At 38.2% G+C, this 14217-nt stretch carries 12 protein-coding genes and 1 tRNA gene; all 13 read right to left on the bottom strand.

What is annotated here, in order from left to right:
* Window positions 1–10: 10 nt before the first annotated feature.
* Window positions 11–934 carry a glycosyltransferase family 2 protein gene (locus LKM37_05780; protein ID MCI1720509.1) on the bottom strand — a complete coding sequence of 308 codons (924 nt, stop codon included), beginning with the start codon at window positions 932–934 and terminating at the stop codon, window positions 11–13.
* A gap of 20 nt (window positions 935–954) precedes the next feature.
* Window positions 955–2481 (bottom strand): O-antigen ligase family protein, encoded by a 1527-nt coding sequence (locus LKM37_05775; GenBank protein MCI1720508.1) that lies wholly within the window; start codon window positions 2479–2481, stop codon window positions 955–957.
* A gap of 9 nt (window positions 2482–2490) precedes the next feature.
* The gene (locus tag LKM37_05770; GenBank protein MCI1720507.1) at window positions 2491–2919 is read right to left on the bottom strand and encodes a hypothetical protein; all 429 of its coding nucleotides are present in this window, start codon (window positions 2917–2919) and stop codon (window positions 2491–2493) included.
* 438 nt (window positions 2920–3357) lie between these two features.
* Window positions 3358–3690 carry a hypothetical protein gene (locus tag LKM37_05765; GenBank protein ID MCI1720506.1) on the bottom strand — a complete coding sequence of 111 codons (333 nt, stop codon included), beginning with the start codon at window positions 3688–3690 and terminating at the stop codon, window positions 3358–3360.
* Window positions 3691–4499: 809 nt separating this feature from the next.
* Entirely contained in the window at window positions 4500–4709 is a 210-nt protein-coding gene (locus LKM37_05760) for a hypothetical protein (protein ID MCI1720505.1), read from the bottom strand.
* A gap of 30 nt (window positions 4710–4739) precedes the next feature.
* Window positions 4740–5783 carry a TolC family protein gene (locus LKM37_05755; GenBank protein MCI1720504.1) on the bottom strand — a complete coding sequence of 348 codons (1044 nt, stop codon included), beginning with the start codon at window positions 5781–5783 and terminating at the stop codon, window positions 4740–4742.
* Window positions 5784–5935: 152 nt separating this feature from the next.
* The gene (locus LKM37_05750) at window positions 5936–6748 is read right to left on the bottom strand and encodes a sugar transferase (GenBank protein ID MCI1720503.1); all 813 of its coding nucleotides are present in this window, start codon (window positions 6746–6748) and stop codon (window positions 5936–5938) included.
* A 388-nt stretch (window positions 6749–7136) separates the two neighbouring features.
* Window positions 7137–7502, bottom strand: coding sequence for a response regulator (locus LKM37_05745; protein MCI1720502.1), 366 nt, complete (start codon window positions 7500–7502; stop codon window positions 7137–7139).
* A gap of 145 nt (window positions 7503–7647) precedes the next feature.
* Window positions 7648–7720, bottom strand: a tRNA-Met gene (locus LKM37_05740).
* Between the two features lie 111 nt (window positions 7721–7831).
* Complete coding sequence (hisS, locus tag LKM37_05735) at window positions 7832–9190, bottom strand: histidine--tRNA ligase (GenBank protein ID MCI1720501.1); 1359 nt, start codon at window positions 9188–9190, stop codon at window positions 7832–7834.
* A gap of 61 nt (window positions 9191–9251) precedes the next feature.
* The gene (gene gltA, locus LKM37_05730) at window positions 9252–10637 is read right to left on the bottom strand and encodes an NADPH-dependent glutamate synthase (protein ID MCI1720500.1); all 1386 of its coding nucleotides are present in this window, start codon (window positions 10635–10637) and stop codon (window positions 9252–9254) included.
* 14 nt (window positions 10638–10651) lie between these two features.
* On the bottom strand, window positions 10652–11512 hold the full coding sequence (locus tag LKM37_05725; GenBank protein ID MCI1720499.1) for a sulfide/dihydroorotate dehydrogenase-like FAD/NAD-binding protein: 861 nt from the start codon (window positions 11510–11512) through the stop codon (window positions 10652–10654).
* A 2-nt stretch (window positions 11513–11514) separates the two neighbouring features.
* On the bottom strand, window positions 11515–14178 hold the full coding sequence (locus LKM37_05720; GenBank protein ID MCI1720498.1) for a glycoside hydrolase family 9 protein: 2664 nt from the start codon (window positions 14176–14178) through the stop codon (window positions 11515–11517).
* Window positions 14179–14217: the final 39 nt, after the last annotated feature.

Here is a 14217-nt window from a genome sequence, read left to right as displayed (position 1 = left end):
CCAATAAACTTTAAAAGTTAACTTTACCTTCCTTACTAATTGAACAACAAGCTTTAGCAGAAGTTGCAATTAATGTAAACTTGCCATTTAAGGCAAATTTAACACATTGTTTTGGAACTGCGATACACATCTGATAAACAATGCTCAGAAATGCATTAAGCTTATTAAAATTTCTTTTAGCAAAAATCATTCTATTGCGTGTCATATAAAAAACTTGCACAGGAGAATTTATCCCAATTGACGCACTTCCAGAATGATATACTGTACACATAGGTTCGTACCAGAGTTCATAGCCAGCTCGTCTGATTTGCTCGCTCCAGTCCAACTCTTCATAGTATAAAAAATAGCTCTCTGGCCAACCTCCAATCTTCTCCACTACATCTTTCCTAATAAGAAATGCCGCTCCATGGATATAAGGTACAGTATGTGCCACGTTATATTTACCAATATCCTGCTCATTAAGCCCTATTGTTTTGTTCCTCATAGTGATTTTTGAAAGAGGAGTATAACCTGCATACTGGATAGTATTACCATCTCTAGCAGAGAGAATTTTTGGTGATGCACCAGCAATTTTTGGTGACGATAACACTCTGTCTATTAAATATTTAAAAGAGTCATCTCTTAGTTGAACATCATTATTGATGAAAAACAAATAATCCCCATTTGCTTTGCTAATTCCAAGATTATTGCCAGCAGCAAAGCCAGAGTTATCTGGATTCTGAATAGATGTGATATTAGGATATTTTTTCTTTATTAGTTCAAGTTCGCCAGATTTTTTATTATTGTCAACGACAATGATTTCACAAGTTATAGCACTACCATCTGAAACAATTAATAACCCATCATTTAGATGCAAGTAAATTGAATCTATTAATTTACAAGTATCGGATATACCGTTGTAATTTACGGTGATGAACGATATAACTATATTCATCTTAGAATCAAGATATTATGCTAATAGTTATCATTCCCAGGTTGTTCACTTTCTTCCCCTAGCACAGTTAATTTTTGCTGAGTCAAATCGGCATCAACATAAGGGGCCGCAAATATAACTCCAATCAACACAAAAGAAACTATGCCATTTGGGAATTGAGCAAGAATCCCATTTCCGTATGATGCGAATAAAATACCTGCAACACATCCCGTTGCCGCTATAACTACTCCCCTAATAAACTTGTCATGAATTTTATGTAAAGATATTGATATGCCGTAAATAATAAAATACAGGAACATTGACACATAAAACAAAACACCTACTAAACCTGTTTCTACAAAAACGGTATAAATCCATGAATCAGTTGGAATCTTAGCAATCTCAGAATCTGGATTATATTTTAAGGCCTTTTGCTCAGACATTCCTAAACCAACGCCGAAATACTTACCACTCATATAAGCACGTATCTTTCTATGGTTTTCTTGACGCAAAATATACGATGCGTCTTTCTCATAATGGAACGCAGAACGTGCTCTCCAGATGTAAGTATTAGAATCACCGATATTAGTGTATCTGAAAAAACCGATAGCACAAACTATCACCAGGATAGACCAAAAAAGCATCTTCTTGCTTTTTGAACAAATAATTACAATAATTAGCGCAAAGAATGGTATCACGACATGGCTCCTTGTACCAGTATACAGAGATGCTAGAATGGAAAGGGCTGCAACTAATGCAAAAAATATCTTTTCTTTTTTCTTTTCGCAAAAGAAACACAACACACCAAAAAAAGAACCCGACAATGCCAAACAAACAGCAGCATTTGCAGCATCGGTAAGAAACGACCAATACCTAATACCAAATGGTAGAATATGGAAATTCCTTACTTTAGGGTCAGCCAACCAAGCCAACTCAGCCTGATCAAATCCAATAAATTTTTGCTTAAATATCCAACCTGCAGCAAATAAAGAAAGAACAGAAAAGGTGTATACGAATACCCTAAAATTCTTTAAACTAGTCAATTGTATCGGAGTAAGGAATATTAGAATGAAGAAATAAACGGCCATCCAGCGGACAGCAACCATCCACGCATCAACAGATGTAGACTCCATGTTAAATATTTCCAAGACACAATAAATAAGCCATAAAAAGGATAAAAAGGTGGCACCATTTAATCCTCTTTTCCAATTAACTTTCCCAAAAATTGTATTGACAATCATTAAAAAGAACAAAGACCCTAGGGAAATGTCAAATATAATTCCTGGCTTTAATGATGTTAAATATCTCCATGGTGCAACTATTGTGTATCCGAGAATAAAAATTACAAGAGCATAAGACTTTGGAGAGCTAGCAAAAATCAAAAGAAATGCGAATAGAACGGGTACCAATGTTGCAGCAATCACATCATAACCCATCCTATAAAGCACATATGAGATTACAACCGTAAAGAATATAATAGCTGCAATTATAAGAACCCTGAAGGGCATATTATTATGCCCCTTCGTGCTGCTTTGCACTCTATTATAAAAATCTTGTTCTATCGGCATCGCTAGACTTTATGCTGTGCCTCCCAACTGCAAAAATTTATATTTTAATCTACGCCAAAACGTATTTGGAGGTAACATACCAGTGAACATTTCAACAGCCTCCCGTTCAGTATGAGTCAAAACAAGCATTGTCTTTGCCTCTTTTGTCTTCCTTTTGATGTCATTAAATAATACTTGGTCAGAATCACTCCATGTTCTGTCAGCCCTGACAAGGAACATATTAAGATTAGAATGTTTTATGAAAGATTCAGCTATAGAACTCTGCATCAGAACAGGATGAACAATTACGACAATATCAAAATCTGACGAATCGTTTAACAACTTAGCTAAATCCGCAAAATAATATTCTCTGGAATCTGGAACAAAGTCAATGCCTGCGATGTAAGATTTAACTTTAAAACCAATAGTTTCCCAATACGCAGCCAATCTTGAGACCAAAAATCTTTTACCCTCCTTTTCATAATCGCTATAGACATTGATAAACAGTGGGGCAGAGGCATTTGCTCGCTCAGTAACATTATTGAATATATTATTAGCAATATACTGAACCGCAGCATCCTCAGATTGCTTGTTGTAAATTCTGTATCTAACCTTGGACTTCTCAGGCGAATGCCGCTAAGAACAGCTCCACCTAGTAATGCGTTCAGCCTTAAACTTATCCTCGCAAAGACCTATCCATAAGATTTCCAGAATAAGCAGCCACCGCAATGATAAAGAATACAGCCGACACCAAGAAATATGAGCATCAATGACCATCTTGCGCTTAGAAGGTAGCGGTGAAATAGGGAAATCAGGCGGGATTAAGAATCTTTAAAGAAGAGGAACTAACTTGCAGACTCTTCCTGCGCAGCTTTGCATTGTTCAAGCCCACCAGAGTCATGACAGATACACCTGCTCCTCAAACTTAATTTCTCTTTCCTTCCTCTTCAAAGTTGTTCCAATAGGAGAGAAATGTACATAAATTTTGTCAATAAACTTTGACCTATCATCCATCACTTTTAGTTCAGCACCACTACGTGCATGTTGAATTTGCGCCTCAAACCAATCGTTTATAAAATCTGGCGCAGCAACGCCATCTTTTGTATAATTTTTCAGTTGAAGTGTTTTCTTTAACTCCAAAAGATTGTTTTCGGCATTCTTATACTCATCATTTGCTTTTTGCAATTTATTTGCATCTGCCTGACCATTTTGGACATCGGAATACTTCAAATAAGCTATATTCTTCGATTTTTGAATTAAGGTCCTTCATCCTATTAAGGAAACTCTGTATTATGCTTCATGGACTGAGTAAAACTCGCTTCATATTGTTCATCCAATGTTTCCAAGTTCTGCTTTTGAACGCATAATATTGTCCTTAAAACATTCTCATAAGCCATTTGATGTTCCTTATCCAATCGATGTCAAAGCTTTCAGTTTGCTTATCATAATTAACAACTCTATTAGCAACATTATACCTCGTAAGTGCGTCCTCAGAATTAGTTAGATTATTTCTGCGCTATTTCCAAGCTCACTCATGAAAGTATGCAATTACATCGTCATCAACTTCACCAAAACTCAATGACTTGTATTCCTTTAACGAATTCGTCATACAATAAACAGTAGTGTATTATACGCTACACCAGGATCTGAAGAAGAATATTTAAGTCTCCATAATATCACTCGTACCAATTCTATTTAACCTTAACTCTTAGATAGACGCATTATATCCATACAACGAGGATGGTTCCAATTAAACAAGACCATATACATAATTGTCTGGGGATAGCTTTCTCGTAAGCCAAGTAGATCGTTGCATAGAAACCTCTTCAGAAGATCTTATCTATCAGATCTCCTAACCTCTTGAGGAGTTTGAGAATATACATATCTAAAATCTGCGGCAGTTATGTAATTATTGTCCTTATACGGGTTACCATACGTCATATCTTGAATAAACAAGACGCAATGACACTTTCTTTAGGGTGTATCTCGCAGTAAGGATTCCAATTAAATTATCAACAGAATTATTTACCTGCTGATAATCAACAGTGTCGTGTGGTCTCCCCCGATGATACATCACCAATAGAAAACCCTGCTACAAATCCAGTATAGATAGAAGAATTAACCTCATATTCTTTCCTCATGTTTCTTGTTGCAAGCACCCCTATTATAAATGCCAGAAGAGCACCTCCAATTACCCAATACCTTATCTTATAAAGGAATCTTAATATGTTAGGAACCACGTTATTCATATACGTAATGTTTAAATAAAATAGACAAATTTATTTGGTTTTGTTTTTATCCTTGCTAGCCTTTTTTAAAGCGCGTTTCTCTGACTTAGATAAAGGTTTTGAAGACTTTCCCTGAGAAACATTTACAGGATAACTAATGTTTGTAGAATTTGGGGACTGTATGGTTTTATCATCAGCATAAGGAACTTCGTCTGGTACAATCTTAGAATTTGTCGCCAATTCAAGATACTTAACATTGATACTAATTTCCTTTAAGTTTACAGTTAATTCCTGAACAGCTCTATAGTACTGAGACTCAACTTCATATAATGAATATGTTTTCGCCCTTCCGGCAATGAAATCCAATTTTGTATCTTCATAAGACAATTCTGCAAGTTTTGCCCACTGAATCCCATGCGAAACAATTGGCAGAAGGTAAACAAGAGTGTAATAAGATGTACTTATTTTCTCCATTGCATCTGACCAAGCCGCCTGAAAAGAGTATTCTATCTTCTGATACTGGTCTCTTTTTTGCTGAATATTATTGTTATAGTTATAAATGTCAAACAAATTTATTTGCACAGAAGCTCCCAATAAATAGTAACTAGCATTTTGGCTGGAATATGTATCTGCAGTCGGAATATTAGTTTGTTGATAAAATAAATTGGTATTATACTTGCCATAAGAGTATGCAGCGCTTCCACGGACCCACTTCATCCACTCTCTCCTTGCTGCCATAACATCTCGCCACGCAAAATCCATTTCATGTTGACGTAAAACAACAGACGGATTATTTTTCGCCCTTTCAAAAAGCTCATCAAGTGGTGGCAAAATAAAAGGTTTATAATTAGCAATGATAGTCGCAACTGATGAAACTCCCTGATCTTTTATAGCCAATTCCTGCATGACCTGAGAAATTGAGGCACTGTCACTCCCGCTGCTATTAGTCCTAATCGGATTATAGTGCATTATTTCTATGTCCTTTTTAACCCTATCAGTAGTTCTATCCTTTTCTTTCTTTTGATTATTCTGCGCCTGCAGCCCGGCACAAGCAAATGACAGTAATAGCAGTACTGCAAATATCTTTTTTCCCATTTCTTAAGATTTTTCTTTTGATGAATAAATTCAGCTATTTTGTTTCTTTTATTCTTTGACCTTTTATTCTGTAAGCACCTTAAACCGCACTGATGCCCGCAATTATACAATTTTTTCTTTTATAGTAGTTATAATTTGCGCTAAATTGTAACTTAAACATCATCTTTTTGAACAAATGCCGTGAAAGTTTTTAGTATTATCTTCACGTCCATCCAAAATGAGAATGTTTTAGCATATTGTATATCAAGTTGTTTGCGTTCTTCCGGCGACATTTCTCCGCCATTTCCCCTTTTCATCACCTGCCACAGGCCTGTAAGTCCGGCAGGAGCAAAAAATCTATCTACATATTCGTCCGCAGTCAATAGCTCGGCTTCATAAAGAGGAAGAGGACGATTGCCCACAATTGACATGTCTCCTTTCAGAATGTTTATTAATTGAGGAAGTTCATCTATGCTCAGCTTCCTGATGATTTTTCCAACTTTTGTTACACGGGGGTCATTCTCTATTTTAACAAAGGCATGTTCATTCTCCCTGTTTTTCTCTGCGTTGAATTCTTTTTCCGGCACTACGCAGTCATCAGAAACAAGCATATTTGCCATCTTATCGGGATCAAAATCAGAGTCATCTCCAAAAAGCTGATTATCAATAGCTTCTCCCTTTACCTCCTGCTTTGCGCCATATTGATTTGCCTTGTCAAACTCTTTAAGCCTCTTATCAGCATCCATATACATGCTTCTGAATTTATAAAAATCAAAAACATTATAATTGCTTCCAACCCTTTTTGACTTGTATATCACCGCACCATGGTCTTCCAGCCATATTGCAGCAGCTGTTAAAAGCAAAAGCGGAGATAGCACAATAAGAGCTATCAATGAAAATGCAACATCAAAAGTTCTCTTCCAGGTAGGCAATCTAAATGCACGTATATCTTTAACACTTATAGGTTTAACACTTTTAGAAAGCATTACAGCAGCATTTTGAGATATAAGATTTATACTGTCCCTTGCCCTGTCTATATCAACATCAGGAGAAGATGTGTCATTTACTCCTGCCTGCAAATATTCTTGTATCAGTTTGTCTTGTATCTGACTGGTAATAAGAATAATGTAAGCATGGCTAAACTTATCCCTTAAATATTTAATTCTTGGGATATCCAACTTTACAGTTGTCTGCTCATAGAATATGAAGAAAGGCGCATCTGCATGATTTGCGTCTTTTTCATTTTCCGTCCATTCTTTTCTAATATGCTTATCTGCGAGTACATAATTCTCACATACAGCCATTTGCGGGAATGCCTGCTTAAAATGGGCAGAATAATCTCTGCTCTCTCCTATATAAACTATGAAAATCAACCTAGCCAATAATTTTTTTAATTCTAACCTTTATTTCCATTGGATTGAATGGCTTTACGATATAGTCACTTGCGCCATCTTCCAAAAGCTTTATTCTCTCAGCGGTGCTATCCTCAGATGAGAGCATAATAACAGGTATACTCTTAAAAAGATCATTTTTCTTGACGTAGGAAAGAAACTTATCGCCGGTCATCTCCGGCATGCGAATATCACAGATGATAAGGTCTGGTATTGAGCCCTGCTGCAGCCATGCTATAGCCTTTAAAGGGTTATCAAAATATGTAAAATCATAGTCTTTGGATAGGTAGAATGTAATAACCTTTGCAATGGACTCTTTATCATCAATTATCAACACTTTCTTCTTCATCGGAAACTATATTCAAATGTTGCACGCAAATGTACAAAAAATTCTTGAGAATTAACAAATTATAAACAAAAAGGTTTCCCTTTTTGGAAAACCTCAATGTCTTTTGTGGTGCAAATTATAACTAACTGATTATCAGTAAAAATAGTAGCGGGGATAGGACTCGGACCTATGACCTCCGGGTTATGAGCCCGACGAGCTACCAACTGCTCTACCCCGCGGTTTTTTAAAGTGCCGCAAAGGTAATTTTAATTATTTTAAATAGCAAATTAAATCCTCGTAAATTTTGATATGATAAAACAAATTGCTAAATGATAGCCGTTTATCTAAAATCAAAGGATTTTATCAATATCTGAAGCAGGCACAGTTTTTTGTTCTCCCTTTGCAAGGTCCTTTATATTCACAGTGCCATTGACAACTTCTGTCTCGCCAATAATTGCAAAATAAGGGATGCCCTTCTTTGCCGCATAGTCAAATTGTTTCTTTAATTTGCTTTTATCCGGATAGATTTCACAATTTATTCCTTTTGCACGCAGCCTCTTAACAATTGGTATTGAATACTCTACAGAGGTCTCATCCATATTGGAGAATAATATTTTAGTTCCCTCTATTACCTCCTGAGGAAATTTATTAAGGCCTGCAAGCACATCATAAATTCTGTCTGCGCCAAAAGAAATTCCTACGCCTGAAACATCAGGCAATCCAAAAATTCCGGTTAGGTTATCATATCTTCCACCGCCGCAAATGCTTCCTATTTCAAAATCTTTTGCCTTCACTTCAAAGATGGCTCCCGTGTAATAGTTAAGTCCGCGCGCAAGAGACAAGTCCACCTCAACTTGCTGTGTAACACCAGCTTTTGCGATTAAATCAAATAGCTTTTCTAGTTCTGCAACACCCTCCGTACCAATTGCTGAAGGCTCCAAAGTCTTTCTGATTGCAGCAATTTTTTCTACAGTATTGCCTTGCAATGTCAGCACCGGCTCAAGAGCTGCAATACCCTTCTCATCTATGCCGCGCTCTCTCAGCTCATTCTTAACCTCCTCTAGGCCAATCTTATCCATCTTATCTATCGCGACAGTAATATCAACTAATTTGTCTGGAAAACCTATTACTTCCGCAAGGCCGCACAAAATTTTTCTGTTATTTATTTTTATGCAAACATTAATGCCAAACTTATTGAAAACTTCATCTGCAATTTGCACAAGCTCTAATTCATTTAGCAAAGATTTGCTGCCAATCACATCCACATCGCATTGGTAAAACTCTCTGTATCTGCCCTTTTGCGGTCTATCTGCACGCCATACCGGCTGAATTTGATATCTCTTGAATGGGAATGAAATTTCATTTTGATGCTGAACAACATAACGTGCAAAAGGAACAGTCAAATCATATCTCAGTCCCTTCTCGCAAACTTTCAATGAGAGCGCATTGCTGTTTTGCAATTCTGATGACATTACGCCGGCAAATGCCTCTCCGCTGTTTAATACTTTAAACAAAAGCTTGTCTCCCTCATCTCCGTATTTTCCAAGAAGCGTAGAGAGATTTTCCATTGACGGAGTCTCTATTGGTCTGTAACCGAACTTTTTAAAGACACTCTTTACCGTATCAAAAATATAATTTCTTCCCTCCATTTCTGCAGGTGAAAAATCTCTTGTTCCTTTTGGGATGCTGGGTTTTTGTATGTTGTTCATGTCAAAAAAATAAATTCCGTTAAATATAGATTCAGTTAAAAAATAAATTTAAATGAGATAATTATTTGTTTTTAAGATAATTATCAATGGACTTTGCAGCTTTTCTGCCCTCGCCCATAGCAAGGATTACTGTTGCAGCGCCGGTTACAATATCTCCCCCGGCAAAGACACCTTCTCTTTTTGTAGCTCCGGTTTCATCTACAATTATTCTTCCCTTGGAATCTGTTGCAAGTCCAGGTGTTGTAGTGGCAGCGATAGAGTTTGTTCTGGTTCCGAACGCAACAATAACGGCATCTGTATCTATCTTAAACTCAGAGTTCTCTATAGGTATAGGCGAACGTCTTCCGGTTTTATCAGGCTCTCCTAGTTTCATCTGCACGCACATCATTCCTGTCACCCACCCTTTCTCATTGCCAAGCAATTCAACAGGCTCTGAAAGGAATTTAAATTCTATTCCCTCTTCCTTTGCGTGCTGCACCTCCTCTAAACGGGCAGGCAATTCTTTCTCTGATCTCCTGTAAGCTATCGTGACCTTGGCACCAAGACGCAAAGCAGTTCTGGCTGAGTCCATTGCTACATTGCCGCCGCCAACTACGCATACATTCTTTCCTCTGTAAATTGGAGTATCAGATTCCGGGTCAAACGCACGCATTAAATTATTTCTTGTAAGAAATTCATTCGCAGAAAATACTCCGTTAAGGTTTTCTCCGGGCAGTCCCAAAAATCTTGGAAGTCCTGCGCCGGTCCCAACAAATACTGCTTTAAAGTTCTCTTTATCAAATAATTCATCTATGGTAACAGTCCTTCCTACAATTACGTTTGTCTCTATCTTTATGCCTAATTTTCTTACATTCTCCAGTTCTTTTTCAACGACAGATTGTTTTGGAAGTCTGAACTCAGGAATGCCGTAAATCAATACACCTCCAGCCTTATGAAGACTCTCAAAAATTGTAACTGAGTAACCAAGTTTTGCAAGGTCAGTAGCGCATGCAAGTCCGCTTGGTCCGCTTCCAACAATAGCAACCTTTATTCCGTTGGGAGCAGCTTTCTCATTGAATGTCACTCCGTTCTCTCTGCTCCAATCGGCAACAAATCTCTCAAGCTTACCTATCGCAACAGGTTCACCTTTTACTCCAAGAAGGCAAGAGCCTTCGCACTGAGACTCTTGCGGGCATACTCTTCCGCAAATTGCAGGTAAAGAACTGTCCTGAGAAATTATTTTATATGCTTCCGTAATGTTTTTTTGAAGCACCTGATTTATAAATGCGGGAATTTTAATTGACACGGGGCAAGCTGTCATACATCTTGGAACTTTACAGTTCAAACAGCGGGAAGCCTCAAGCACAGCCTCTTGCATATTGTAGCCAAAACAAACTTCTTTAAAATTTGTTGCCCTGATTTTTGGATTTTGTTCCCTCACCGGAACTCTTGGTATCTTATTGCTCATAACTATTCTCCATTTTATTTCTTTGGTCCAATCTCCAGCCCAGCCTCTTTGTTTGCCGCAAGCTCTTGCGGACGATAAATTGTTTGACGCCTCATAGCTTCATCAAAATCAACATCATACGCATTAAATTCAGGTCCGTCCACACAGGCAAATTTTGTCTTTCCGCCAATGCTAACTCTACATGCGCCGCACATACCTGTTCCGTCAACCATCAGAGTATTAAGACTTACCGTAAGAGGCAGCTGATATTTTTTTGCAGAAACAGTTACAAACTTCATCATAATCATAGGGCCAATTGCAACTCCCATGTTGTATTTTTTTCCTCCCGACAGCAATCTCTCCAATATAATGGTAACAACACCCTTCTCACCCTTTGAACCATCATCCGTGCAAACATAAAGATTATCACATACTTGTCTCATCTGCTCCTCCATAATCAGCAAATCTTTATTGCGTGCTCCCAAGATGACATCTACTTTTGCACCTCTCTCATGCAAGTACTTTGCCTGCGGATAAACAGGTGCTGCTCCAACTCCTCCTGCCACAAAAATGTAACTCATTTTCTTAACCTCTTCATCAGATGCATTTACAAATTCGGACGGATTGCCCAGCGGTCCTACGGCATCAGTAAAACACTCTCCCACAGCAAGTTTACAGATTTTATCTGTAGAGACACCTACTATTTGCGTTACTATTGTAACAGTACCTTTTTCTCTATTAAAATCACAAACTGTAAGGGGAATTCTCTCTCCGTTTTCCGACGGTCTGACAATTAAAAATTGTCCCGGCTTAACAGAAGCGGCAATCCTCTCCGCTTTCAATTCCATTAAATAGACGAGCGGCGTAAGTTCCTCTTTTTTAACAATTCTATACATCTCTATTTCAAATCTTTAAATGACTTAAAAGTGTACCCTTTATCCTTTAAGCAGCTGACTATTTCCCTCAGCCTGTTATACAATCTTTGATTTTCCGGACGGGTAGCTTCTATCCCCGGATGAATTAATATTATTGCTCCGTTAAGAGTATTTTTCTTTTCAAATGCATACAACCTATCTATCAGGTATTGAGCTGTTTTATACTCAGGCATAGACGGAATAGTATAATCTGCGGGGGTAGCTGTGCCGGGGGTATAATTAATTGTTTTATAACCCGCTCTTTCCAAAATATTTACAGTCTCATTGTTGTAATACTCATAAGGAGAGAGAAACCATCTGGAATCATTTTGCGCAATTCCAAATTTTGCAAGCTCTGCTGCATTCCTTCTTATGTCTCTGACAATACTATCGCGAGTAACAATAAGAGAATCTCTCTTACCCCAAGGCGCATAAAGCACATGTCCGTCCGAATGGCCGCTCACATAATTTCCAGCCTTAATTATTCTCTGTATAATTTCCTGGTGCTCAGGCATTCTAAGAGAATTGCCAGTAAAGAAAAATGAAGCATGAATTCTCTCTTTCTTCAAAGTCTCCAAAATTTTTTCTCCTCCGTTAAACATGGAGTCAGCAGAAAAAATCAAATAAATATTTCTGGAAGTTGTGTCAATTCTTACAATTGCACCCTCTGAATCTCTAACCAGTTTTGCACCAAGACCTGAACCTTCTCTCTTTTGTTTGTTGCCCTCTTGTTCCAATGATGCAAAGTAATATGTAAGACCTGCAGTACCATCCATTGTAGGCTCATTGGTTGCGTAATCGCCTACGTCATTGTGATATACGGCAGCTCCTTTGTTTAAATCAGGAGTTTGGTCCGGATTTCTCATTCCCATGCCTGCGCGGCTCTTGAAAATTCCGTAATAAACGGGACCATCAACAAGTCCTCCTGGAATTTCTCTATGCTCAACTGTAAAAGCAGAATGAGGCTGAGTAGGATAAACTCCTCCGCGCGGATAACCGATTATCATAGAAGTGCCCCATGGATTACAGCCTAACAGCCAATCTCTTAGAGAGGCTTCCATCTCTACGTAAGTTGTATCTCCTGTTGCTTTCTTATATAGCTCTGCCTGAGTTACGGCAGCAGATACTAAATTATTTGAACACCATAAATATGGGACTCCGTTCATAAAAGGTTCATCTCCCGCACGATTTTTTAAATCCTCCAATCCCTGTCTCATGAACTCTTTGTACTTTGCAGAAACCTCTTTATCTCCCTCAACGGCAAGCAAATAGTGGCCGAGATTTATAAACGGATAATATTGATAATGACGTCCCCTTCCAAGTTCCATCCAAGGTGAAACCGGCTCCAGCTGTCCGTAATAATCGGCCTCTTTTTCTAATGCCGGAATTTTGGAAGATGAAAAAATTGTAGCAGCTGCAAGTTCAACGTCATCTACCCAAGTATCTTCCTCATAAAAATATCTGGAAACATAACATGCTGTCTGAGTATTGCCGGGGAACTCCTTTGCAAAGTTATATGCCTGGTCCGCTTTCTTCTGAATAAGCTTGGAAAATTTAGGGTCAATCTTCTTAAACACCTGTGCTCCAAGCGAGAACGAGGAAGCAAATTTCCCCGCCGTAGAAGCTACTCCGGTAGTTCTATTCTTTCCGTATTTGCCAAGCCCCTGAGGTTTGCCGGTTAAAAAATATACAGGTCTTCCATTTCCGGGTCCCCATCCGTAATCTGCCTTATCATATTGAGGCGGCTTAAAACCGATATGATCTCTATCATCTGCAATTTGATTGAACATAACTTTGTCTTCCGGGTTCATTTTGTTAAGCCAATCAAGCCCCCACTTCGCCTGGTCCAAAATATCCGGAATTCCATTTGCTCCGGGCTTCCCCATTGCATCAAAATTATCCTTGAACACAGACTTATCCTCTATATTATTATAGGCGAACATCATATCATAAGTAGCAGTAGCAGAGGTAGTTTGGTATTGCAGATAATCTGATGCGTCATGCCATCCGCCTCTGACATCAATCTTCTCCCCATTGCGCGTGGGATGGTCAACTATATACGCATCTTTTTGGTGACAAAGAGTATCAACAAAAGGATTGTAACCGCACTGCTGCTGTCTCATGTAGTAAAGAAGAAAATCCGCAAGCCCGTCATAGGCATTTGCATCTATCTTAAAATTAGGAGATTTGACAGCTTTGAAAATTATATAGTATCCTCCCGATAGTTCCAGCTTGGAAAAATCTAATCTATATGCCTCTTTCAGAGCCCATTTAGATGGGTCGCACTTTTTTGCGTGACCAACAAAAACCAATGAGTCTGTAGTTGCGTTAAAAACAAAAAATCTGTTATCCGTGGAATCAGTGCTTTCTGACTTGCAATTTGATAAATCTCCGGCACGCCCAACTTTATTTGCAGAATTATTAATATCGGCAAACTTGACAGCATCAAACTGTGCCTCAGCAAGTCTCACAGAAGCAGGATGTTGCGCTGCATCCGGAACTGCCTTAATGGATGTATCCGCAAGAATATACACAGCAACTTTCTTTGATGCAGGGAGGTAACCTGCGTAGTTAATTCTAATGTATCCTTGCGCAAAAACCTGGCATCCCATGAACAAGGCAAAAATGAATACCAATATTTTCTTCATAATTCTTTTGATTTTTGCAGAATGGCCAAAATCCACACC

Source organism: Bacteroidales bacterium, from assembly GCA_022647615.1.
GTDB lineage: Bacteria > Bacteroidota > Bacteroidia > Bacteroidales > UBA932 > Egerieousia.
This window is presented reverse-complemented; position numbering and strand designations above follow the sequence as displayed.

Bases quoted from the DNA above. Each gene is read 5' to 3' on its own strand.
- gltA (MCI1720500.1), bottom strand. From the start codon at position 10,637: ATGAGCAATAAGATACCAAGAGTTCCGGTGAGGGAACAAAATCCAAAA.
- LKM37_05750 (MCI1720503.1), bottom strand. From the start codon at position 6,748: ATGCTTTCTAAAAGTGTTAAACCTATAAGTGTTAAAGATATACGTGCA.
- LKM37_05775 (MCI1720508.1), bottom strand. From the start codon at position 2,481: ATGCCGATAGAACAAGATTTTTATAATAGAGTGCAAAGCAGCACGAAG.
- LKM37_05745 (MCI1720502.1), bottom strand. From the start codon at position 7,502: ATGAAGAAGAAAGTGTTGATAATTGATGATAAAGAGTCCATTGCAAAG.
- LKM37_05720 (MCI1720498.1), bottom strand. From the start codon at position 14,178: ATGAAGAAAATATTGGTATTCATTTTTGCCTTGTTCATGGGATGCCAG.
- LKM37_05760 (MCI1720505.1), bottom strand. From the start codon at position 4,709: ATGAATAACGTGGTTCCTAACATATTAAGATTCCTTTATAAGATAAGG.
- LKM37_05725 (MCI1720499.1), bottom strand. From the start codon at position 11,512: ATGTATAGAATTGTTAAAAAAGAGGAACTTACGCCGCTCGTCTATTTA.
- hisS (MCI1720501.1), bottom strand. From the start codon at position 9,190: ATGAACAACATACAAAAACCCAGCATCCCAAAAGGAACAAGAGATTTT.
- LKM37_05780 (MCI1720509.1), bottom strand. From the start codon at position 934: ATGAATATAGTTATATCGTTCATCACCGTAAATTACAACGGTATATCC.
- LKM37_05755 (MCI1720504.1), bottom strand. From the start codon at position 5,783: ATGGGAAAAAAGATATTTGCAGTACTGCTATTACTGTCATTTGCTTGT.